Genomic DNA, 23,341 nt, shown 5'->3' on the forward strand with positions numbered 1-23,341 from the left:
GGCCGGGCGATTTTCGTGGGGATGGCTTCAGTCGATGATGACGCGATGCTCGGGCTGGCCCGACACGTCCAGATCGACGGCAAAGGTCAAGCCGTCCTCGCGGCGCGGCTTCTCCAGATCGACCCGCGCCGAGGTTGCGTAAAGCGTCTGCAGATCGGCCCCGCCAAAAGCCGGGCACGAGATCTGGCTTGCCGGGAAGGTGACCTCCCGGATGAAATGGCCGTCGGTATCGTAGCAGGCCACGCGCGACGCGCCCCATTGCGCCGACCACAGAAAGCCCTCGGCATCGATCACCGCGCCATCGGGGTTCAGCCCGTCCGCCGTCAGGTCGATGAAGGGCACCGGCTCGCTGAGCGGCCAGCCCTGCTCGTCCAGCGCCACGCGGCTGATGATGCCCTCATCCGTATCCGCGAAATGCGCCCGCGACCCGTCGGGCGAGAAGCAGATCGCATTGGGGATCGTGATGCCGCTGAACAGGCGGCGCAGCTCGCCCCGGTAATAGCGCCAGATCGAGCCCGCGCCCGGTTCGGCATTCAGCCCCATCGTGCCGATCCAGAAGCCGCCCTGCGGATCGGCGCGCCCGTCATTGCTGCGCGTGACCGGATTGTCGGCCTCCAGCGCGACCAGATCGCGCCGGCTGCCGTCGCGCAGGTCGAACAGTATCAGAGCGCGCGACGAGGCCACGATCAGCCGGTCGCGGTCCACGATTCCCGCCGCCGAGACGTGATCGGTGAAATCCCAGACCTGCACCGTCCCGCCCGGCGCCTTCATGTGCATGCGCTTTTCCAGAATGTCGAACCAGATCAGCGCGCCCCGGTCCGAGTGCCACAGCGCGCCCTCGCCCAAGGTGCAGATCGCGTCGTCGAAGATCATGCCATCACTCCCTTGCCCGAGGCCCGGTCGAACGCTTCGACCAGTGCCCGCGCCTTCGCCGCGACCGTCGCGGCATCGTCGCCCGGCTTGTAGAGCGCGCTGCCGATGCCGAAGCCCGCCGCGCCGGATTGCCACCATTCGCCCATATTCTGCGCCGAGACGCCACCCACCGCGAACAGCGCCGTCCCTCTCGGCAGGACCGCGCTCATGGCGCGCAGCCCCGCGGGGCCGATCAGCTCGCCCGGAAACAGCTTCAGTCCGGTGGCGCCCGCATCCAGCGCGGCAAAGGCCTCGGTCGGGGTCATTACGCCCGGCCAGCTTTCCATGCCCGCCGCAACGCTGGCCCTGATGACCGAGGGGTTGCAATTGGGCGACACGATCAGCCGCGCGCCCATGGCGGCCAGCGCCTCGACCTCCGAGACGCGCAGGACCGTGCCCGCGCCGATCAGCGCCCGGTCGGCGAACGCGCCCACCATGGCCGCGACGCTGTCCATCGCGGCCGGAGAGTTCAGCGGCACTTCCAGCCGGGTGATCCCGGCCCCGATCAGGGCCTCGGCGACGGGCAGGGCCTCGGGCGGGGTGATCCCGCGCAGGATGGCGATCAGGGGGCGGCTCATGTCGTGACCTTCAGTTCCTTGCGCGCGGCATTCAGGCCGGCGAGCGTGGCTTCCTCGGCGCCGACCTGCGTGACGGGGGCGCCCTGCGCCCGCAGCGCCTGCGCATAAAGCGCCGACAAGGCGGGCGCGCCGATGATCGTGACCTGATGGCCCAGCCACCAGGGTTTCGCGGCAGCCAGTTCCCAGCCGATCAGCGTGCCCGACAGACGCGCCCGCGCCGAGGCCGGGGCAAGCCCCGCCAGCAGCGTCTCGGCCCGGATCTGGAACAGGCCCGCATAGCCCTGCGCGGGCCGCGACATGGCCTGATCGACGGCGGCCGCAAAACCGGCGCTGTCGCAGCCCTCGCCCGCCAGCGAATGGCGCAGGACCGACTGCCCGGCCAACAGACCGAACAGCTCGCCGGTCAGGAAGGTCTTGAAGTGGCAGATCTCTCCTGCCGAGATGCGGACCCATTTGCTGTGCGTGCCGGGCAGGCAGGCAATGCCGTCGAAATCGGGATGCACCGCCAGAAGGCCCGCAATCTGCGTTTCCTCGCCGCGCATCACATCGGCGGGCTGGTCCTGCCGGACGCCGCAGATGACGTAAACGGGCCGGCCTGCGCTGGGAGCCGTGACCATGCGCGGGCGGGCGGGGCAGGGAACCGGCGCATAGGGCGCCTCGATCCAGCCCTGACGCGAGCCGACCATGCCGCAGGCGATGACCGGCACGTCCGGCCAGCCCTGTGTCGCGCCGGCCAGAACCGGGGCAAAGGCATCGGGCGCAAGCCCCGCCATGCCCTGATCCGACTGGCGGCTTTCGACGACCCGATCCCCCGCCATCGCCCAGAGCCGCAGATTGGTCGTGCCCCAATCCGCCGCGATCCAGTCTATGCTCTGATCGGTCACAGGCGCTCTCCTTCGATGACGGCGATGGTCTGGGGGAAGGCGGGCGGCAGCGCAAGCCCCTGCGCCATCAGGCTTGCGCCGTCCAGCACGACCTCGCCGCGCGTGATCGCCGTGCCCGAGGCCGGATGCCCGCCCGGCCGCTCGATCATCCGCAGCCGGTAGCGCGCGGCGGGGTCCAGCGCGGTCAGCCGCAGGGGCGGGGGTTGCAGGGCGGTCTGCGTCTCGATCTGGGCGGCGAAGATCGCCAGACGCGATCCGTCGGCGGCCAGCTGCATCTCGGCCAGCGCGCCGCCGGGCCGGTCGAGGCGCCAGATGTCGCCCGCCATCATCCAGCCGCGATTGGCCTTCCACCAGGCGGTGACGCGGGTCAGGGTCTGGGCCTCGGCCTCGGTCAGTTCGCGCGGGTCCATCTCGAAGCCCATATGGCGCTGCGCCGCCGTCCAGGCGCGCAGTGCCATCGGCAGGATACGGCCCGAGGTGTGGCATTCGCGCGGCCCGACATGGCTGCCGGTCGCGCAGGCGGGCAGAAGGCTGGCCGCATGATGCTGGATGCGTAGCCGTTCCAGCGCATCGTTGCTGTCCGACAGCCAGACGCGCGCGCAGCGCGTCAGGATGCCCGCGTCGATCCGCCCGCCGCCCGAGGCGCAGCTTTCCCATTCCACCGCCGGGTGGGCCGCGCGCAGCCGGTCGAGCAGCGCATAGACTCCCCGCGTCTGTGCCGCATCGGGCCAGGGCGTCAGGCGGTTATGGTCCCATTTGACGTAGTCGATGTCCCACGCCGTCAGGATCGCGCTGATCCGGTCGAACAGATAATCGCGCACATCCTGCCGCGACAGGTCCAGATGCAGCTGGTTGCGGCCCCTGATCTGGTCCGACGGTCCCAGCACCCAATCAGGATGGGCGCGGTGCAGGTCGCTGTCCTCGTTCACCATTTCGGGCTCGAACCACAGGCCAAAGCGCATGCCGAGCGCATGAACCTTGTCGATCAGCGGGCCGAAGCCCTGCTGATGCTTGCGCGGGTCGATCACCCAATCGCCAAGCGAGGACGTGTCGTCGTCGCGCTGCCCGAACCAGCCATCGTCCAGCACGAAGCGTTCCGCGCCAAGGGCTGCGGCGCGTTCGGCGATCTGGGCCAGTTCGGCGAGATCGTGGCGGAAATAGATCGCCTCCCACCCGTTGTAATGGACCGGGCGCGGCTGGCGCGCCGGGGGCAGGCGGTCGCGGATCGCGCGCTGAAAGGGGACCGAGACGCTGTTGAGGCCCTGATCTCCGCGCACCAGCCAGATCTCGGCGGTCGCAAAGTCGGTGCCGGGCCTGCGTTCGGAACCCGAGCAATGGCCCAGCTGGATCTGGCGGCGCCCCTCGGGCAGGGTCTCGACCAGCATCCGGTGGCCGCCCGACCAGCCGTAATGCAGGGCGACGGCCTCTCCGGCGGTGTTGGTGGTGCCGGGCGCGGTCAGCCACAGATGCGGCGGGTGTTCGTGGCCCGACCGGCCGGTGCGCGCATCGCGCAGCCGGGCGCCGTGATCCAGCGCGCTGGTCACGGGCTGGAATTCGCGCGTCCAGCGGCCCGTCAGTTCGGTCAGATGCGACAGGTGCGGCGGTATCGGCAAGGCCAGCGCCAGATGGTGCAGCGTCAGGGGTGCGTCCGAGACCAGCCGCGCCGACAGCGCGATCAGGCCGTGATTCGTCGCGCGGGCCGTGATGTCCAGCCGCAGCCCCGGCGCGGCGTGGCGCAGGGTCAGGCCCGCGGCCTCCTCGGCGCCCTCGAAGCGCCATTCCGGTTCCAGCGGCGCGCCGTCCCGATAGGCGACCAGCCCGGGCTGGCCCGGAAAGCTGCGCCGCGCCTCGGGGATCAGCGACAGGGGCGGCAGCGCGTCCAGCATGCCGCCGGTGATCCCGCCCGCCCCGGTCGCCACCAGCGCGGCGAGGTCGGCATCCGCAGGCAGGGGCGCGCCCCAGTAATGGCAGGCGGCCATCCCGCCATCGCTGCCCAGAACCAGCGTCTGCGCCGGTGTGTCGATCCTCCAAAGCTTCATTTCACGGCTCCGAGCGTCAGACCGGCGATGAAATGGCGCTGCATCAGGAAGAACATCAGCACCGGCGGCAGGGCGGCGAGGATCGAGCCCGCGCTGACCAGATGCCAGGCCGCGATCCATTGCCCGTTCAGGCTGTTCAGCCCCGCCGTCACCGGCTGCGTGGCCGCGCCCTGGGTCAGAACCATCGCCCAGAAGTAATCGTTCCAGACGAAGGTGAAAACCAGCACCGACAAGGCTGCGATGGCGGGCCGGACCAGGGGCAGGACGATATGCCAGAAGATCTGCCATTCGGTGACGCCCTCGACGCGGGCGGCCTCGATCAGTTCACGCGGCAGGGCCTTGATGAAGTTGCGCATGAAGAGCGTGCAGAACCCGGTCTGGAACGCGATGTGGAACAGCGCCAGACCCGTGATCGTGTTGTAGAGGCCCAGATTCACCGTCAGGTCGCGCACCGGCACCATCAGGATCTGGAATGGCACGAAATTGCCCGCCACGAACATGAAGAACACGACCAGCGACAGGCGGAACTTGTAGACCGCCAGCGCAAAGCCCGTCAGGCAGGACAGCGCCACCGCGCCGATCACCACGGGGATCGTGATGCGGAAGCTGTTCCACAGATATTGCGCCAGGGGCGAGTTGCGGAACACCGTTACGTAATTCTCGAATGCCAGCCGCGAGGGCATGCCGAAGTAATTGCCCTGCGCCAGATCCGACGAGGGCCGGATCGAGGTCATGGCGACGCCCAGCAGCGGCAGCAGCCAAAGGACAAGCATCACGGGCAGCGCGACCCGATACAGGCGCTGCGCGGCGGGGGACATGGACTGGATGGGGCGGGGGAACATGGCGTTACTGGCCTTTCTCGTCGCGCCACATCTTCCAGATGAAGCCCGAGATGAAGATCATCATGATGCCGAACAGCACGACCGCGATCGCGGCGCCATAACCCATGCGGTAGCCGTATTCCGACAGGGCCTGTTCATACATGTAATAGGACAGCACACGGCTGGACCCGAACGGCCCGCCTGCGGTCATGATGCTGACCAGATCGAAGCTGCGCAGCGCGCCGATCACCGTCACCACCACCGCGATGAAGGTCGCCGGGCGCAGCTGCGGCAGCACCACGTGCCACAGCATCCGCCAGCCCTTGGCGCCGTCCAGCCGCGCGGCCTCGATCTGGTCGGGCGCTACCGCGTTCAGGCCGGTCAGATAGAGGATCATGCAATAGGCGATCTGCGGCCAGAGGCCCGCCGCGATGATGCCGTAGGTCACGTAACGCTCGTCCGCCAGCAGCGCCACGCCCGATCCCGTGACCCATTCGATCAGCGCATAGAGCAGCCCGAAGCCCGGCGCGTAGAACCACGAGAAGATCAGGCCCACCACCACCTGGCTGATGACGAAGGGAAAGAAGAACAGCGACTTGTAGATGCGGATGCCACGCACCGTCTGGTTCAGGAACAGCGCGATCATCAGCCCCAGTGGCACGGCCAGCATGTAAAGCGCCAGCCAGATGACGTTGTTGCGCAGGCTGGTATAGAAGGCGTCGTCCCACCACAGCTCGCTGTAATTGGCGGTGCCGATCCAGCGCATCTGGCCCAGCCCGTCCCAGTCGTGGAACGAGACCCAGACCGACTGGACGATGGGGATGAGGACATAGACCGCGAACATCGCCATGCCCGGTGCAAGGAACAGCCAAGGGGTCAGGCTGCGGCGGCGCGAACGCTTGCGCGGCGCGATCTGCGCCTCGGGGTCGGGCAGGGGGGTCATGGCGCGCTCCGGTGACTGGGGTCGAGGGGTTGCGGGGCGGGCAGGGAGGGAGGGGGCGCCCGCCCCGCATGCCGCCGTTACTGGGCGGCGGCGTAGATGCGCTGGCGCTGACGCTCCAGCCGTTCGAGGATCGCGTCCAGACGCTCGGGGCGGACCATGAATTCCTGGAAGCCCTCCATCCCGGCCTTGGCCATCTCGGCCGGGGCGTCACGGTCGAAGAACTGCGCGATGCCGGCTTCGGCCGTGGACAGCATCTCGAAGCCCGCCTGCAGGAAGGGATCGTCGCCGACGCTGGCCTCGGAATTGACCGGAAGCTGGCCGAGCGCCTCGTTGATCCGCGTCTGCACGTCGGGACGCGCGATATAGGCCAGGAACAGCTTGGCATCCTCGGGGTTCTTCGCGCCCGCCGGGATGTGCATCGAGTCGGTCGGAGCCTCTTCGGCGCGCGGAATGTCGGGGTTGATCGTCGGGAAGGACATGAAGCCGAGCGTCTCGTCCGTCATGCCGCCATCGCGGAAGGCCGCGACCGCGAAATTGCCCATGACGTAATGCGCCGCACGGCCCTGCACGATGTTGGCCACCGCATCCTGCCAGTCGATCGCGGCATGGTTCGCCGTCGTGTAGGGCAGGATCTTTTCCCATTCGGCAAAGACCGCGCGCACGCTGTCATCTGTCCAGGGAATCTCCCCGTTCGTCAGCTGCATGTGCCAGTCATAGCCGTTGGTGCGCAGCGACAGGTAATCGAAGATCCCCGCCACCGGCCACAGCGCCTTGGACCCGGTGGTCAGGCAGTCGATCCCGGCCTCCTGAAAGGCGGCGCAATTGGCGATGAAGCCCTCCCAGTCGGTCGCGGGCTCGACGCCCGCGGCGGCATAGGCCTCCTTGTTGTAGTAGATGCCCCACTGATAATAGGTGTAGGGCACGCCCCATTGCCTGTCGTCGAAGGTCATCGAGGACAGGGTCGAGCCAAGGCTGTCCTTCAGCCCGTTCTCTTCCCAGACATCCGAAACGTCCAGCAACTGGCCCGCATCGACGAAGGGTTTCATGCGGTTGCCGGCGAACCAGGTGATCAGATCGGGCGGATCGGCGGTCAGGAAGTTGCGGATCGCGGTCTTGTAGCCCTCGTGGTCGAAGGTGTTGATCTCGACCCGGATCTCGGGGTGCTCGGCCATGAAATCGGCGGCAAGCTGTTCGAACATCGCCCGCGGCGCGGGGTCCGAGGCGTTGCTGTTGAAGGTCAGCACGCGCTGCTGGGCCATCGCGGGCGCCGCGCTGCACATCAGCGCCGCAAGCAGCAGACCCTTTCCGTGAAGTGCCATTCTCTCCTCCCTTGCAGGTTCCAAATAATGAAACCAAGTTTTGAATATTGAAACTATGTGGCGAATCGCTTAGCCTGTCAACATGGTGGATGAGGAGGCATGGCCATGCAGGGGCGCGAGGCGTCTGACGGGACGGTGGGGCGGACGCTGGCCGTTCTGGACTTGGTGGCGGGCTTCGGTCGCCCGGTCCGCTTTGCCGAGATCCTGCCCGTGGCGGGCCTGCCCAAGGCGACGCTCTATCGCTTTCTGCAGGTGCTGACGCATCAGGACATGCTGGCCTTCGACGAGGATCGGCAGACCTATGCGCCCGGCATGCGGCTTGTCCGGCTGGCCCATTCGGCCTGGGCGCAATCGTCGCTGGCGCCGCTGGCGCGCGAGGTGCTGGACGAACTGGCCGAGACGCTTGGCCAGACCGTCCATCTGGCGCAGCTGGACAATGGCGCGGTCCTTTACGTGGACAAGCGCAATGCCCGCCAGCCGGTCGAGATGTTCTCGCAATCGGGCAAGGTGGGTCCGGCCTATTGCACCGGCGTGGGCAAGGCGATGCTGGCCCATCTGCCCGAGGATCGGCTGGCCGCCGCCATCGACCGGCAATCATTCCACGCCCATACGCCGAACACGCTGACCAGCCCGGCGGCCCTGCGCGCCGAACTGGCCCTGATCCGCCAGCGCGGCTATGCGCTGGACGACGAGGAACACGAGACCGGCATCGCCTGCATCGCCGCCCCGATCCTGTCGGGGTCGGGCCGGATCCTGGGCGCGATCTCGGTCACGACCACCACCGCCGCCACCAGCCGCGACCAGCTTCTGGCGCTGGCCGGGCCCGTCACCCGGGCCGCCGCGCGCATCGCCGCCACCGCCGAGGCGTGGCGCTTTCCCGAAATCAAGTCATGAGGTTGCCATGTCCGGCGTCCAGCTGAACCGCGTCACCAAGGAATTTGGCCCCGTCCGGGTCATCCATGGCGTCGATCTTGCAATCGAGCAGGGGGAATTCTGCGTCTTCGTCGGCCCCTCGGGCTGCGGCAAGTCCACGCTTCTGCGCATGATCGCGGGCCTCGAGGAGACGACCGGCGGTCAGGTCCTGATCGAGGATCAGGACGTCACAGATGCCGAACCCGCCGACCGCGGCGTGGCGATGGTGTTCCAGACCTATGCGCTCTATCCACACATGACGGTCGCGCAGAACATGGGCTTCGGGCTGAAGATGAACGGCCATCCCAAGGCCGAGATCGCCGCCAAGGTGGCCGAGGCCGCCCGCATCCTCAAGCTGGACCCGCTGCTGGACCGCAAGCCCGCCGCCCTGTCGGGCGGCCAGCGCCAGCGCGTCGCGATCGGGCGCGCCATCGTGCGCGGGCCCAAGGTGTTCCTCTTCGACGAGCCGCTGTCGAACCTCGACGCCGAGCTGCGCGTCGAGATGCGGGCCGAGATCGCGCGCCTGCACCGCGAGATCCGGGCGACGATGATCTACGTCACCCACGACCAGGTCGAGGCGATGACCATGGCCGACAAGATCGTCGTGCTGCGCGCCGGCCGGATCGAGCAGGTGGGCAGCCCGATGCAGCTTTACGACGACCCCGACAACCGCTTCGTCGCGGGCTTCATCGGCAGCCCGGCGATGAACTTCGTCAAGGGCCGCGTGCAGGGCGGGCAGGTGGTCAGCCCCGCCTTTGCCGCGACCCTGCCCGCCGACCGTCCCGCCCTGTCGGAGGGCCGCGCGGTCGAGATCGGCCTGCGCCCCGACGCGCTGCGCCTGTCGGGCGACGGCCCCTTCCGGGTCGAGCTGGCCGAGAACCTGGGCGGGACGACCTTCGCCCATCTGCGCGCCCCCTCGGGCGAGAAGCTGATCGTGCAGACCGGCCAGCGCCTGGACCCGGCGGGCGGCGGCAGCGTGGGCCTGACCTTCGACCCGGCCGATGCCTTCTTCTTCGACGCCGAGACCGGGCAGCGCCTGAGATGAGCCTGAGGATCGGACTTGTGGGCCTGGGCACCATCGCGTGCGCCCAGCACCTGCCCGCCATTGCCGCGACCGACGGCCTGACCTTGACCGCCATCGCCAGCCGCAACGCCACGCTGGAGGGCGTCGCCAACCACCGCGACGTGACGCAGATGCTGGCCGATGTGGATGCGGTGTCGCTCTGCACCCCGCCGCAGGGGCGGTTCGATCAGGCGATGGCCGTGCTGCGCGCGGGCCGCCACCTGATGCTGGAGAAACCCCCCGGCGCGACCCTGTCCGAGATGGCGGTCCTTGAGGCCGAGGCCGCGCGCCAGGGCGTCACCATCCACGCCACCTGGCATTCGCGCGAGGCCGCGGCGGTGGACGCGGCCCGCGACTGGCTGGCCACGACCCGCATCCGCGCCGTCCGCATCGACTGGTGCGAGGATGTGCGCAAATGGCATCCGGGGCAGGAGTGGATCTGGCAGCCCGGCGGCCTGGGCGTCTTTGACCCCGGCATCAACGCGCTGTCGATCCTGACCGCCCTGATCCCCGGCGTGCGGCTGGTGGGCGCCGACCTGCACATCCCCGCGAACCGCCAGACCCCCATCGCCGCCGATCTGAGCCTGGAGGCTGGCCATCCCATCGCCGCGCATTTCGACTGGCGCGTGACGGGGGATGAGACCTGGCAGATCGCCTTTGACACCGATGCCGGCCCCGCGACCCTGTCCGAAGGGGGCGCGCGCTTCACCGCGCCGGGCCTGGAGACCGTGGGTGAGAACCGCGAATATGCCCGCCTTTACGCCCGCTTCCGCGATCTGGTCGCGGCGGGCGACAGCGATTGCGATCTGGCGCCGCTGCGCCTGGTCGCCGATGCCTTCCTGACGGGCCGCCAGCACGCCGCCCCCGCCTTCGAGGACAAGCCTTGAAAATCACCGCCATCGAGACCTTCATCGTTCCGCCCCGCTGGTGCTTCGTCAAGATCAGCACGGATGAGGGCATCAGCGGTTGGGGCGAACCCGTCCTGGAAGGCCGCGCCGCCTCGGTCGCCGCCTGCGTCGAGGAGCTGTCCGACTACCTGATCGGCCGCGACCCGCGCCTGATCCAGGACCACTGGACGGTGATGTATCGCGCGGGCTTCTATCGCGGCGGCGGCATCCACATGTCAGCCATCGCGGGGATCGACCAGGCGCTGTGGGACATCAAGGGCAAGGATCTGGGCGTGCCGGTCCATGCCCTGCTGGGCGGCCAGCAGCGCGACCGCATCCGCGTCTACAGCTGGATCGGCGGCGACCGTCCGGGCGACACGGCGCGGATGGCGCGCGATTGCGGCGACCGGGGCTTCACTGCCGTCAAGATGAACGGCACCGAGGAGATGCAGTTCGTCGACAGCCACGCCAAGGTCGATCAGGTCCTGGAGCGCGTGCAGGCCATCCGCGAGGAGATGAGCCCCGATTTCGGCATCGGCATCGACTTCCACGGCCGTGTCCATCGCCCGATGGCCAAGGTTCTCGCCAAGGAACTGGAGCCCTTCCGCCTGATGTTCATCGAGGAGCCGGTGCTGTCCGAACATGCCGAGGCGCTGCGCGAGATCGCCAATCACTGCTCGACCCCCATCGCCCTGGGTGAACGCCTCTACACGCGGTGGGACTTCAAGGCGATCCTGCAGGGCGGTTTCGTCGACATCATCCAGCCCGATCCCAGCCATGCGGGCGGCATCACCGAGACCTATCGCATTGCTGCCATGGCCGAGGCGCATGACGTGGCCTTGGCGCTGCACTGCCCGCTCGGCCCCATCGCGCTGGCCGCGAACCTGCAGCTGGACGCGGTCTGCTACAACGCCTTCATCCAGGAGCAGTCGCTTGGCATCCATTACAACCAGGGCAGCGACCTGCTGGACTATCTGACCGACCCGTCGGTCTTTGCCTATGACGACGGTTTCGTCGCGATCCCGCAGGGGCCGGGTCTGGGCATCGAGGTGAACGAGGACAAGGTCCGCCAGATGGCCGCCGAAGGGCACCGCTGGCGCAACCCCGTCTGGCGCCATGCCGACGGCAGCTTTGCGGAGTGGTGATCATGCGGACCATCGAGAGACTGAACCACGGCTGGATCTTCGCCGAAGGCGCCGCCGATCCCGCAGCAGCGCTGGACGGCGCCCCGGTCACGTTGCCGCACAACGCGGTGGACCTGCCGCTGAGCTATTTCGACGAGCGCCTCTATCAGCGCGCCTTCACCTATCAGCGCGTGATCGCGTGGGACGAGGCATGGGCGGGCCGCCGGGTGCAGCTGCGCTTTGACGGGGCCATGGCCGACAATGTGGTCTGGGTGAACGGCGTGCAGGTCGTGGCCCATCCCGACGGCTATACGCCCTTCGTGGCCGACCTGACCGACCATCTGCGCCCCGGCGACAACCTTGTGACGGTGCGGATCGACGGGACCGAGAACCCCGCCATTCCGCCCTTTGGCGCGCAGATCGACTATCTGACCTATGCGGGCATCTATCGCGATGTCTGGCTGATGGTGCTGCCCGAACGGCACCTGACCAATGCGCGTATCCTGACGCCCGATGCGCTGTCGGACGCGAAAACCGTCGTGATCCGCCCTGAGGTCACCGCCCCCGGCCCGGTCCGCGCCCGCCTCCTGGACGGCACGCGCGAGATCGCCGCCGTGGAGGGCGAGGGGGAACTGACCCTGTCGGGCCTGACCGGCCTGTCGCTGTGGTCCACCGAGAACCCGCAGCTTTACACGGTCGAGCTCACCCTGCCCGACAGCGGCGACGTGACCACGCACCGCTTCGGCTTCCGCACCGCGGAATGGACGCCGCAGGGCTTTCTGCTGAACGGCCAGCCGATGAAGCTGCGCGGGCTGAACCGGCACCAGAGCTGGCCGCATCAGGGCTATGCCGCGGGCCGTCATGCGCAGGAACGCGATGCCGAGATCCTGCGCTTTGATCTGGGCTGCAACATCGTGCGCACCTCGCATTACCCCCAAAGCAAGTGGTTCCTGGACCGCTGCGACGAGATCGGCCTTCTGGTCTTCGAGGAGATCCCCGGCTGGCAGCATATCGGCGACGCCGCCTGGCAGGACCGCAGCGTGGACAACGTCCGCGCCATGATCACCCGCGACTGGAACCATCCCAGCATCGTGATCTGGGGCGTGCGCATTAACGAAAGCCAGGACAATCACGACTTCTATGCCCGCACCAACGCGCTGGCGCGCGAGCTGGACCCGACGCGGTCGACGGGCGGCGTGCGCTACATCACCGACAGCGAGATGCTGGAGGACGTCTATACGATGAACGACTTCATCCTGGACGAATCCGAGCTGCCGCTGATCAACCGCCCGCGCACCGCGCTGCGCGCGCCCGCCGAGGTGACCGGCATCAAGAAGCCTGTCCCCTATCTGGTCACCGAATATAACGGCCACATGTTCCCGACCAAGGCGCAGGACCCCGAACTGCGCCAGATGGAGCATGTGATCCGCCACCTTGAGGTGCTGAACGCCGCGCATGGCGATGCGGGGATCGCCGGGTCGATCGGCTGGTGCATGTTCGACTACAACACGCACAAGGATTTCGGCGCGGGCGACCGCATCTGCCATCACGGCGTCATGGACATCTGGCGAGAGCCGAAATTCGCGGCCTTCGCCTATGCCAGCCAGAAGCCGCCCGCCGAGGGCGTGGTGATGGAGCCCGTCACCTTCTGGGCGCGGGGCGAGCGCAACATCGGCGGCGTGCTGCCGCTGGTGATCCTGACGAATTGCGACGAGGTCGAGTTCGACTGCGCGGGCGTCACCCGCCGCGTCGGCCCCGACCGCGAGCGGTTCCCGCATCTGCCGCATCCGCCGGTGATCATCGACCATCGCCATATCGGCGCCGCCGAGCTGGGCCTCTGGGGGATGAGCTGGCATCCGGGGCGCCTGACCGGCTACCTGGACGGCAATCCCGTGGCGGTGCGGGACTATGTGGCCGACCCGCTGCCGACCCGGCTGCAAATCGCGCCCGACCGGACCGAGCTGCCGGCCGAGGCCGACACCGACCTGCGGGTGATCGTCCGGGCGCTGGACCAGGCGGGCAACCATCTGCCCTTCCTGCCGGGCGTCGTCGCGGTTTCGGTCGAGGGCCCGGCGCGGCTGATCGGCCCCGAGCTGCGCCCGCTGCAGGGCGGCCGCGCGGGGATGATCCTGCGCCTGACCGGCGCGGCGGGCACGATCCGCGTCACCGCGCATCACCCGCAATTCCCGCCCTCTGAGGTGACGATCGCCGCCACGGCCTGAGCCTGCAGGAACAATGACGGCCCCTTGCGGTTGAGGTCGGGCATCCCCGACCGCAAGAGGCCCCCCAATGACCGACGACAGGACCGACAACCCGATCCCCGAACCCGCCGGCTATGACGGACCTGTCGGAGGCTGGGGCTCGATCCGCGGCATGGCTCAGGTCGGCCGCGCGGCCCATCCCGATCCCGGCGTCGCCGCGACGCTGGCGCGCCAGAACAAGCCGGGGGGCTACATGTGTTCCTCGTGCGCCTGGGCCAAGCCGCCGAACCCCCATCCGGCCGAATTTTGCGAGAACGGCGCCAAGGCGACGATCTGGGATCTGACCACCGAACGCTGCACCCCTGATGTCTTGGCGCGCCACACCGTCAGCGAATTGTCGACCTGGTCTGACCACGATCTGGAAATGCTGGGCCGCCTGACGCATCCGATGCGCTATGACGCCGAAAGCGACCGCTATGTCGCGGCAAGCTGGGACGAGGCGATCACCGCCATTGCGGACCATCTGCGCGCGGTCGATCCGAAAAAGGCGTGCTTCTATGTCTCGGGCAAGGCGGCGCTGGAGCCCTCGTTCCTGTTCGGGCTGTTCGCGCGGGCCTATGGCCACCTGAACCTGCCCGACAGTTCGAACATGTGCCACGAGACGACCTCGGTCGGGCTCAAGCAGGTGATCGGCTCGCCGGTGGGCACCTGCGTCTTCGAGGATTTCGAGCATTGCGACGCGATCTTCTATGTCGGCCAGAACCCGGGCACGAACAGCCCGCGCATCCTGCACCCCCTGCAGAAGGCGGTCGAACGCGGCTGCGCCATCGTGGCCTTCAACCCGCTGCGCGAGAAGGGGCTGCTGGAATTCACCAATCCGCAGCGTCCGGTGCAGATGACGGTCGGACGGCGCACGCAGATCGCCGACCTCTATTTCCAACCGCGCCCCGGCGGCGATATTGCGGCCCTGACCGGCGTGGCCAAGCATGTGCTGGCGCTGGAACGGGACGAGGGCGGCATCCTCGACCACGATTTCCTGCGCGAGCATTGCCACGGCGTGCAGGACTGGATGGACTGGGTCGAGGCGACCGGATGGGCCGAGCTTGAGGAGGCCAGCGGCCTGTCGCGCGCCCAGATGGAGGCTGCGGGCCGCGTCTATGCGCGCGCCAAGGCCGTGATGGGCATCTACGGCATGGGCCTGACGCAGCATGTCCACGGATCGGATTCCATCGCGGCGCTGGTGAACCTGATGCTGCTGCGGGGCAATATCGGGCGCAAGGGGGCAGGGGTCTCGCCCGTGCGCGGCCATTCCAACGTGCAAGGCCAGCGCACGGTGGGCATCACCGAAAAGCCCGACCTTGCACCCCACGACCGGATGCGCAAGCTCTTCGACATCGACCCGCCCGAGGACGAGGGCTGGAACACGCTGGCCTTCTGCGAGGCGCTGCTGCGCGGCGAAGTGCAGGCCTATCTGGGGCTCGGCGGTAATCTGGCCCGCGCCGTGCCGGACCAGCCCCGCGTGATGAAGGCCTGGCGCGACATCCCCATGACCGCCCATATCGCCACCCGCCTGAACCGCACCCATCTGGCGCCGGGGCGGCAATCCTGGCTGCTGCCCTGCCTCGTGCGTTCGGAAACGGACCTTCAGGACAGCGGCCCGCAGCAGGTCTCGGTCGAGGACAGTTTCAGCCATATCTACGGCTCGATCGGGCGGCGCGATCCGGCCAGCCCGCATCTGTGGTCGGAAACCGCCATCGTCGCCGTTCTGGCCGATGCGGTTCTGGACCCCAATCCGCGCCTGCCCTGGCGGGCATGGCGGGGCGATTATGCTCTAGTGCGCAAATCCATCGAATCCGTCTGGCCTGACGAATTCGCCGATTACGAGGAGCGCATGAACCAGCCTGGCGGCTTCTATCGCGGCAATCCCGCGCGCGAGCGGGATTGGCAGACCGAAACCGGCAAGGCGCAGTTCACCATCCCGGCCGGACTGGATGCGACCGGGCTGGGTCACGGCAAGGACGCGCCTTGGCGGCTGATCACGCTGCGCTCGAACGACCAGTTCAACACCACGATCTATGGCATGTCCGATCGGCTGCGCGGGATCGAGGGGCGGATGGTCGTCATGATGGCTCCCGAGGACATGGCCGAGGCCGGGCTGAAGCCCGACGACACCGTGTCGCTGGTGACCAACAGCGCGGACGGGATCGACCGGCGCGTCGGCGGCTTGCGGGTTGTGCCCTACGACCTGCCGCGCGGCGCGGTTGCGGGCTATTACCCGGAACTGAACGCGCTGGCGCCTCTGGACCGGCATGACCTGGCCTCGGGAACGCCGGCCTACAAGGGCATTCCGGTGCGGATCGAGGCGTGACGCAGGGGCAAGCCGGCACGGGGTGGACTTTGCCCGCCGGGGCGTCTAAGGGGTCGGTCTTTGGCGCTGCAGCTTCGAGGCGCCCGGTGCAAGGTTGCCGGGCCGATCCTACGGAAACGGGGTGCCGCTCATCGGGTGACGCACCCCCTTTCTGGCGAAGACCATGACAGATCACACCATCCCCGCGCCGCTTCAAGCGGCGCTGGCGGGCAAGGGCTATGACAGCCTGACCGCCGTTCAGAATTCCGTTCTGGCCCCCGAGGTCGCGGGCCGCGACCTGCTTGTCTCGGCGCAGACCGGCTCGGGCAAGACCGTGGCCTTCGGCCTTGCCATCGGCGCCGACCTGCTCAGCGGGGACCGCCTGCCCGAGGGCGAATTGCCCCTTGCCTTGGCCATCGCGCCCACCCGCGAGCTGGCCTTGCAGGTCGCGCGAGAGCTGGAATGGCTTTACGCCTCGACGGGCGCCCAGATCGCCACCTGCGTCGGCGGCATGGATTACCGCAACGAACGCCGGGCCTTGGCGCGTGGCGCTCAGATCGTCGTCGGCACGCCCGGCCGTCTGCGCGACCATATCGAACGCGGCAGCCTGGATCTGACCGCGGTCCGCGCCGCCGTTCTGGACGAGGCCGACGAGATGCTGGATCTGGGCTTCCGCGAGGATCTGGAATTCATCCTCGCCGCCGCCCCGGCCGAGCGTCGCACGCTGATGTTCTCGGCCACGGTGCCCCCGGCGATCGAAAAGCTGGCCCGCGATTTCCAGCGTGACGCGCTGCGGATCGCCGCGATGGGCGAGGCGCGCCAGCACGGCGACATCGCCTATCGCGCCTATTCCGTCGCCGCGCGCGACCGCGAGCCCGCGATCTTCAACCTGCTGCGTCTGCATGATGCGCGCACGGCGATCATCTTCTGCAAGACGCGGGCGAATGTGAACCACCTGCTGGCGCGCATGTCGAACCGGGGCTTCAAGGCCGTGGCGCTGTCGGGCGAACTCAGCCAGACGGAACGCAACCACGCGCTGCAGGCGCTGCGCGACGGGCGCGCGCGGGTCTGCATCGCCACCGACGTGGCCGCGCGCGGGATCGACCTGCCGGGGCTGGAACTGGTGATCCATGCCGATCTGCCCACGAATCCCGAGACGCTGCTGCACCGTTCGGGCCGCACTGGCCGGGCCGGCGCCAAGGGCGTCTCGGCGCTGATCGTGCCGCCCGCCGAATACAAGCGCGCGCAACGCCTGTTGCAGAATGCCCGCATCACCGCCGAATGGGGCGGTGCGCCCTCGGCCGACGAGGTCCGGGCCGAGGATGACCGCCGGCTGATGGATCACGCCGCGCTGACCCAGACCGGCGACCAGGATGCCGCGGCTCTGGCCTCTCAGCTGCTGGAACGGTTCGGCCCCGCCCAGGTCGCGCAGGCCTTCGTCGCGCTGTGGCGCGAGGGCCGGCCCGCCCCCGAGGAATTGTCCGACACCGCCGTTCCGGGCGCGCCGCGCGCCCAGGCTCCGCGCGATCTGGGCGGGTTCCAGGACGCGGTCTGGTTCAGCCTGTCGGTCGGCCATACCGGCCGGGCCGAGCCGCGCTGGCTTCTGCCCAAGATCTGCGATGCGGGCGGGATCGGGCGCGAGGCGATCGGCGCGATCCGCATCCGCCACGATGTCAGCTATGTGCAGATCGCGGCATCGGAAGCGCATCGTTTCGGCGCCGAATCGCAGATCACCGACGAACTGACCATGCGCCGGATGCATGAGGCGCCCGACCTGGACGCGCCTTCGGGCGGCGCGCCGCGCAGCCCGCGGCCGCGCAGCACCGAAAAGCCGGCCTTCAAGGGCAAGCCGCGCGCGGCCCGCGCCCACGATGAGCCGCGCGGCGAGGCCAAGCCCCGTGGTCCGGCCAAGGCCGCATGGGCCAAGCCGCGCACCGCGAAGCCCCATCGCAAGGGTCCGCGCCGGCCCGATTGAGGCGGGCCTTGCCCTCGAATCAGGCAATCATTCCCGGCTCCGATCATGACGGTTCGGAGTCGGGTTTATTTTCCAGATTGTCGCAAACATTCTTGCAAGCGCGCGAGCCGCCCGTCTAACCTGACCCTGCGCTGAATAACCATAGAAACGCAGGGAGAGCGCTTTTGCTGGACGACCGCCATGGCGACGCTTTCGTCGCCTTTGAGCATGTGCAAAAAAGCTATGACGGCCAGACACTTGTCGTCAAAGACTTGAACCTTTCCATCGGCAAGGGCGAATTTCTGACCATGCTGGGGCCCTCGGGCTCGGGCAAGACGACCTGCCTGATGATGCTTGCCGGTTTCGAGACCGCCACCCATGGCGAGATCCGGCTGGCCGGACGCCCGATCAACCAGGTGCCGCCCCACAAGCGCGGCATCGGCATGGTGTTCCAGAACTACGCGCTGTTTCCGCACATGACCGTGGGCGAAAACCTGTCCTTTCCGCTGGAAGTCCGCGGCATGGGCAAGTCCGAGCGCGAGGCGCGGATCAAGCGGGCGCTGGACATGGTCCAGATGGGCGCCTTCATCAACCGCCGCCCGGCGCAGCTTTCGGGCGGCCAGCAGCAGCGGATCGCGCTGGCCCGCGCGCTGGTCTTTGATCCCGAACTGGTGCTGATGGACGAACCGCTCGGCGCGCTGGACAAGCAGTTGCGCGAACATATGCAGTTCGAGATCAAGCACTTGCACGAAAGACTTGGAATCACCGTTGTCTATGTGACCCATGATCAGGGCGAGGCGCTGACCATGTCCGACCGGATCGCGGTCTTCAACGATGGCCGCATCCAGCAGCTTGCCCCGCCCGCCGCCCTGTATGAGCGCCCCGAGAACAGCTTCGTCGCCAGCTTCATCGGCGAGAACAACGCCCTTCCCGGCGTGATCGAGGAATTCGAGGGCGACAAGGCGCTGGTCCGGCTGGATGGCGGCGGCGTGATCGACGCCACCCCCGTGAACATCCGCGAGAAGGGCCAGCGCACGACCGTCTCGATCCGGCCCGAGAGGGTCGAGTTCAAGCCCGAGATGATGCCCCCCGGCGCCCACACGATCGAGGCGAAGGTGCTTGAGGTCATCTATATGGGCGACATCCTTCGTGCCCGGCTGGCCGTCGCCGGCAGCGACAACTTCGTGATGAAGATGCGCAACACGATCGGCCAGACCCGGCTCGATCCCGGCCAGACCATCCGCATCGGCTGGCATCCGCAGGATGCCCGCGCGCTGGACCCGGTCTGACGGACCCTATCCGGGGCGCGCGACCATGTGCCCCGGACAATGACAGGACGGGCCGAAGCCCGCGACATTTCAACAGGGAGTCACCACGTGAAAACCACTCTGATCCTCTCCACCGCCCTGACCGGCATGGCCTTTGCCGCGTCGGCGCAGGAAGTCAACGTCGTCTCCTGGGGCGGCGCCTACGAGATGAGCCAGGTCGAGGCCTACAACAAGCCCTTCACCGCCGAGACCGGCATCCGCGTCAACATGATCGCCGCCGACAACCCGGCCACGCCGCTGAAAGCGCAGGTCGAGGCCGGCAACGTGACCGCCGATGTCTTCGACGTCGAGGTCTCGGACGCGATCCGTCTTTGCGACGAGGGCGCGCTGGTCGAGATCGACCACGCCTCGCTGCCGGCCGCGCCCGACGGGACGCCCGCCGTCGATGACTTCGTCGAGGGTGCGCTGCTGGATTGCGCCGTGGCCAACATCGTCTGGGGCACGGTCATCTCGTTCGACACGACCAAGTTCCCGGAAGGCGCGCAGCCGCAGACCGCCGCCGACTTCTTCGACACCGAGGCGTTCCCCGGCAAGCGCGGCCTGCCGCGCAACCCCAAGCGGACGCTCTATCTGGCGCTGATCGCCGATGGCGTCCCCGCCGCCGAGATCTATGACGTGCTGGGCACCGACGAGGGTGTCGAGCGCGCCTTCGCCAAGCTGGACACGATCAAGTCGGACGTCGTCTGGTGGGAAGCCGGCGCCCAGCCCGTGCAGCTGCTGGCCGATGGCGAGGTCACCATGACCACCGTCTATAACGGCCGCATCTTCGACGCGATGGTGGCCGAGAACAAACCCTTCGAGGTGATCTGGGACGGCCAGTACATGGACATGGACATGTTCGTGATCCCCAAGGACGCCCCGAACATGGATGCGGCGCTGCAATACCTGAAATTCGCCACCGACACGCAGCGTCTGGCGGATCAGGCGAAATACATCGCCTATGGCCCGGCGCGCCGGTCCTCGGCCGCGCTGGTCGGTCTTTATCAGGATGGCGTGACCGAGATGGCGCCCCACATGCCCACCAGCCCCGAGGCGCTTGAGAACGCGGTGATGGACAACCCGGAATTCTGGGCCGATCACGACACCGAACTGACCGAGCGCTTCAACGCCTGGCTGGCCTCGTCCTGATCGCCGATAGCCGCCGCGCCCGGGTAACGGGCGCGGCGGTCATTCTGTCCGGACCACGATAATCGGGAAAAGCCATGGCGAATGTCGCCCTTGATCCGCATGCCGCCATCGCCACCACCGCCTCGGGCGTGGGCGCGGCCCTGACCACGGCCGATGGCAAGCCCCTGGCCCGCGCCCTGGCGCGCAGCCAGCGCCGCGCCCGCCGCCGGGCCTTTTTCCTCGTCCTGCCGCTGCTGGCCTTCATCCTGATCACCTTCGTGATCCCGATCGGCCAGATGCTGCAGCGATCCTTCTACAATGACGGCTTCTCGCGCAACATGCCCGAGGTCTCGGCCTGGTTCGCCTCGACCGAACGCGGCACCGATCCCGACGAGGCCGCCTGGGCGGCGCTGGCCGCCGATCTGACCGCCGCCGCCGAGGCACGCACCATCGGCATGGTCGGCACGCGCATCAATTACGACCTGTCGGGGGCGCGGTCGCTGTTCACCTCGACCGGGCGTTCGCTGCGTGGCGGGCTGGAGCCGCCCTATCGCGAGGCGCTGCTGGAGATCAACGAGGGCTGGGACAATCCCATGCTCTGGTCGGTGATGCGCGAGGCATCGCGACCCTATACCGCGAATTTCTATCTGGCCGCCGTGGACCGCACCCGCGACGAGGACGGCCGCATCCAGCAGGTCGATGAACGCCAGCAGGTCTATGTGATGCTGTTCATGCGGACCTTCTGGCTGTCGCTGCTGATCACCGGGCTGACATTCCTGCTGGGCTTCCCGATCGCGCATCTTCTGGCGACGCTGCCGATGCGGAAATCGAACCTGCTGATGATCCTTGTCCTGCTGCCCTTCTGGACCTCGCTTCTGGTGCGGACCACAAGCTGGATGGTGCTGTTGCAGCAGCAGGGCGTGGTGAACGATGTCCTCGTCTGGCTGGGTGTGATCGGCAATGACCAGCGCCTGCAGATGATCTACAACCAGACCGGCACGATCATTGCCATGACCCATATCCTGCTGCCTTTCATGGTGCTGCCGCTCTATTCGGTGATGCGCACGATCAACCCGTCCTATGTCCGCGCGGCGCGCTCGCTTGGTGCGACAAGCTGGACGGCCTTCCGCCGCATCTATTTCCCGCAGACGCTGCCGGGGCTTGGGGCGGGGGCGCTTCTCGTCTTCATTCTGGCGGTGGGCTACTACATCACGCCCGCTCTTGTCGGCGGCTCGTCGGGCCAGCTGATTTCCAACATGATCGCGATGCACATGACCTCGACGCTGAACTGGTCGATGGCGGCGGCCCTGGCCGCGCTGCTGCTGGCCTCGGTCCTGGTCCTCTACTGGCTCTATGACCGGCTGGTGGGCATCGACAACCTGAAACTGGGGTAGACCATGGCGCTTCCTTCCTACGCCTCGCCGCTGGAGCGGGCCTGGCATTACCTCTATCTGGTGATCTGCGGGCTGATCTTCTTCTTCCTGATCGCGCCGATCGTGGTGATCATCCCGCTATCCTTCAACGCCGAGCCGTTCTTCACCTTCACCCCCGCCATGCGGTCGCTGGACCCCGACGGGTTCAGCCTGCGCTGGTATCAGAGCCTTCTGACCTTCGGCATGCAGAACCCCGACAGCGAGGGCTGGGCCTTCTGGTCGGATGCCTGGGCCAATGCGCACTGGATCAAGGCGGCCAAGAACTCGGTCATCATCGGCTTCTTCGCGACGCTGGTGGCCACGGTGCTGGGCACGCTGGCGGCACTTGGCCTGTCGCGCCCGGAAATGCCCTATCGCCGGGCGATCATGGCGATCCTGATCTCGCCCATGATCGTGCCGCTGATCATCACCGCGACGGGGATGTTCTTCTTCTACTCGAACCCCTGCGAGCTTTTGAACCTGATTGGTCTTCAGCCGCAATGCGGCCGGCTGGCGGGTACCTATCTGGGGGTGATCCTAGCCCATGCCACCCTGGGCATTCCCTTTGTCATCATCACCGTGACCGCGACGCTGGTCGGCTTCGACCAGTCGCTGAACCGGGCCGCGGCCTCGCTTGGCGCCAGCCCGCGGGTGACGTTCTTCCGGGTGACGATGCCGCTGATCCTGCCCGGCGTGATCGCGGGGGCGCTGTTCGCCTTTGTCACCTCGTTCGACGAGGTCGTCGCGGTCCTGTTCATCGCCGCACCCGAGCAGCAGACGATCCCCCGCCAGATGTGGAACGGCATCCGCGAACAGATCAGCCCGGCCATTCTTGCCGTTGCCACGCTGCTGGTGATCTTTTCGATCGCGCTGCTGACCACGGTGGAATTGCTGCGCCGCCGGTCCGAGCGGATCCGGGGCCTGACCCCGCAGTGACGCCGCAGTGACCCCCGAGGATCTTGATGACGCGGCCGCGCGCCCCGCGCCGCCGCCTTATCCCGCCATCACCGCAGGGCAGCGCGCCCATGGACGCCGCCTTGCCGCGATCCACGACATGTATCGCGCCGAGCTGCAGGCCGTGGCCGGGCTCCTGGCCGCGATCCGCGCCGAGACCGAGGCGCCCGGCGCACTGGTCCAGGCCGTGGGCGGCCTGCAGCTGACGCGCAATTTCCGCCTGTTCGGCACGGCCTGCGGGCGCGATTGCGCGCTGCTGCAGAACCACCACGATATCGAGGAAGGCTGGATGTTCCCCGTGCTGGAGGAACGCGGCGGGGCGCCCCTGGCGCCGGTCATCGCGCGGCTGCGCGCCGAGCACAAGGTGATCCATCGGCTGATCGAGGACCTGCACGATGCGGCCGCAGCCCTGCGCGACGCGCCATCGGTCGAGGCGTTCGAGGATTGCGCCTTGCGCTTCGGGGATCTGGACCGCGCGATCCGGTCTCATTTCGGCTACGAGGAGACCGCGCTCGAGGAGCCTCTGGGCGCGCTCGGCGTGCCGATCTGACGTGCC

At 67.9% G+C, this 23,341-nt stretch carries 19 protein-coding genes; 12 read left to right on the forward strand and 7 right to left on the reverse strand.

The window, feature by feature from the left end; all coding sequences use genetic code 11:
- Nucleotides 1-27 precede the first annotated feature (27 nt).
- The 7 genes from QAR72_RS00230 to QAR72_RS00260 all read right to left on the reverse strand — a co-directional run bounded on the left by QAR72_RS00230 (nucleotide 28) and on the right by QAR72_RS00260 (nucleotide 7,496).
- Nucleotides 28-873, reverse strand: coding sequence for an SMP-30/gluconolactonase/LRE family protein (locus QAR72_RS00230; protein WP_304615333.1), 846 nt, complete (start codon nucleotides 871-873; stop codon nucleotides 28-30).
- On the reverse strand, nucleotides 870-1,490 hold the full coding sequence (locus QAR72_RS00235) for a 2-dehydro-3-deoxy-6-phosphogalactonate aldolase (protein WP_304615334.1): 621 nt from the start codon (nucleotides 1,488-1,490) through the stop codon (nucleotides 870-872). Before QAR72_RS00235 ends, QAR72_RS00230 begins: the two co-directional genes overlap by 4 nt.
- Nucleotides 1,487-2,374, reverse strand: a complete 888-nt coding sequence (locus QAR72_RS00240; RefSeq protein ID WP_304615335.1) for a 2-dehydro-3-deoxygalactonokinase — start codon at nucleotides 2,372-2,374, stop codon at nucleotides 1,487-1,489. Before QAR72_RS00240 ends, QAR72_RS00235 begins: the two co-directional genes overlap by 4 nt.
- Nucleotides 2,371-4,413 carry an alpha-galactosidase gene (locus tag QAR72_RS00245; protein ID WP_304615337.1) on the reverse strand — a complete coding sequence of 681 codons (2,043 nt, stop codon included), beginning with the start codon at nucleotides 4,411-4,413 and terminating at the stop codon, nucleotides 2,371-2,373. The genes QAR72_RS00240 and QAR72_RS00245 overlap by 4 nt, the downstream gene beginning before the upstream one ends.
- Nucleotides 4,410-5,255, reverse strand: coding sequence for a carbohydrate ABC transporter permease (locus tag QAR72_RS00250; RefSeq protein ID WP_304615339.1), 846 nt, complete (start codon nucleotides 5,253-5,255; stop codon nucleotides 4,410-4,412). Before QAR72_RS00250 ends, QAR72_RS00245 begins: the two co-directional genes overlap by 4 nt.
- Nucleotides 5,256-5,259: 4 nt before the next feature.
- Nucleotides 5,260-6,177: a carbohydrate ABC transporter permease gene (locus QAR72_RS00255; RefSeq protein ID WP_304615340.1), complete on the reverse strand. Its 918-nt coding sequence runs from the start codon at nucleotides 6,175-6,177 to the stop codon at nucleotides 5,260-5,262.
- Nucleotides 6,178-6,254: 77 nt separating this feature from the next.
- Nucleotides 6,255-7,496 carry an ABC transporter substrate-binding protein gene (locus tag QAR72_RS00260; RefSeq protein WP_304615341.1) on the reverse strand — a complete coding sequence of 414 codons (1,242 nt, stop codon included), beginning with the start codon at nucleotides 7,494-7,496 and terminating at the stop codon, nucleotides 6,255-6,257.
- 105 nt (nucleotides 7,497-7,601) lie between these two features.
- Here QAR72_RS00260 and QAR72_RS00265 point away from each other — a divergent pair, with 105 nt between their 5' ends.
- The 12 genes from QAR72_RS00265 to QAR72_RS00320 all read left to right on the forward strand — a co-directional run bounded on the left by QAR72_RS00265 (nucleotide 7,602) and on the right by QAR72_RS00320 (nucleotide 23,335).
- Entirely contained in the window at nucleotides 7,602-8,390 is a 789-nt protein-coding gene (locus QAR72_RS00265; protein WP_304615450.1) for an IclR family transcriptional regulator, read from the forward strand.
- 7 nt (nucleotides 8,391-8,397) lie between these two features.
- On the forward strand, nucleotides 8,398-9,453 hold the full coding sequence (locus QAR72_RS00270) for an ABC transporter ATP-binding protein (RefSeq protein ID WP_304615342.1): 1,056 nt from the start codon (nucleotides 8,398-8,400) through the stop codon (nucleotides 9,451-9,453).
- Nucleotides 9,450-10,358: a Gfo/Idh/MocA family protein gene (locus QAR72_RS00275; RefSeq protein ID WP_304615343.1), complete on the forward strand. Its 909-nt coding sequence runs from the start codon at nucleotides 9,450-9,452 to the stop codon at nucleotides 10,356-10,358. The genes QAR72_RS00270 and QAR72_RS00275 overlap by 4 nt, the downstream gene beginning before the upstream one ends.
- Nucleotides 10,355-11,503, forward strand: coding sequence for a galactonate dehydratase (dgoD, locus tag QAR72_RS00280; RefSeq protein ID WP_304615344.1), 1,149 nt, complete (start codon nucleotides 10,355-10,357; stop codon nucleotides 11,501-11,503). The genes QAR72_RS00275 and dgoD overlap by 4 nt, the downstream gene beginning before the upstream one ends.
- Before the next feature lie 2 nt (nucleotides 11,504-11,505).
- Nucleotides 11,506-13,704 carry a glycoside hydrolase family 2 protein gene (locus QAR72_RS00285; RefSeq protein ID WP_304615345.1) on the forward strand — a complete coding sequence of 733 codons (2,199 nt, stop codon included), beginning with the start codon at nucleotides 11,506-11,508 and terminating at the stop codon, nucleotides 13,702-13,704.
- A gap of 67 nt (nucleotides 13,705-13,771) precedes the next feature.
- Entirely contained in the window at nucleotides 13,772-16,051 is a 2,280-nt protein-coding gene (locus QAR72_RS00290; RefSeq protein WP_304615346.1) for an FdhF/YdeP family oxidoreductase, read from the forward strand.
- 163 nt (nucleotides 16,052-16,214) lie between these two features.
- Nucleotides 16,215-18,005, forward strand: coding sequence for a DEAD/DEAH box helicase (locus QAR72_RS00295; protein ID WP_442953528.1), 1,791 nt, complete (start codon nucleotides 16,215-16,217; stop codon nucleotides 18,003-18,005).
- 164 nt (nucleotides 18,006-18,169) lie between these two features.
- Complete coding sequence (locus tag QAR72_RS00300; RefSeq protein WP_304615347.1) at nucleotides 18,170-19,273, forward strand: ABC transporter ATP-binding protein; 1,104 nt, start codon at nucleotides 18,170-18,172, stop codon at nucleotides 19,271-19,273.
- Nucleotides 19,274-19,360: 87 nt separating this feature from the next.
- The gene (locus tag QAR72_RS00305) at nucleotides 19,361-20,440 is read left to right on the forward strand and encodes an ABC transporter substrate-binding protein (protein WP_304615348.1); all 1,080 of its coding nucleotides are present in this window, start codon (nucleotides 19,361-19,363) and stop codon (nucleotides 20,438-20,440) included.
- Nucleotides 20,441-20,514: 74 nt separating this feature from the next.
- Nucleotides 20,515-21,813, forward strand: coding sequence for an ABC transporter permease (locus QAR72_RS00310; RefSeq protein WP_304615349.1), 1,299 nt, complete (start codon nucleotides 20,515-20,517; stop codon nucleotides 21,811-21,813).
- 3 nt (nucleotides 21,814-21,816) lie between these two features.
- The gene (locus QAR72_RS00315) at nucleotides 21,817-22,767 is read left to right on the forward strand and encodes an ABC transporter permease (protein ID WP_304615350.1); all 951 of its coding nucleotides are present in this window, start codon (nucleotides 21,817-21,819) and stop codon (nucleotides 22,765-22,767) included.
- Between the two features lie 7 nt (nucleotides 22,768-22,774).
- Nucleotides 22,775-23,335 carry a hemerythrin domain-containing protein gene (locus tag QAR72_RS00320; RefSeq protein ID WP_304615351.1) on the forward strand — a complete coding sequence of 187 codons (561 nt, stop codon included), beginning with the start codon at nucleotides 22,775-22,777 and terminating at the stop codon, nucleotides 23,333-23,335.
- The last annotated feature ends 6 nt before the right edge of the window (nucleotides 23,336-23,341 follow it).

Origin of the sequence: Paracoccus sp. (in: a-proteobacteria) (assembly GCF_030604785.1) — a bacterium.
GTDB lineage: Bacteria > Pseudomonadota > Alphaproteobacteria > Rhodobacterales > Rhodobacteraceae > Paracoccus.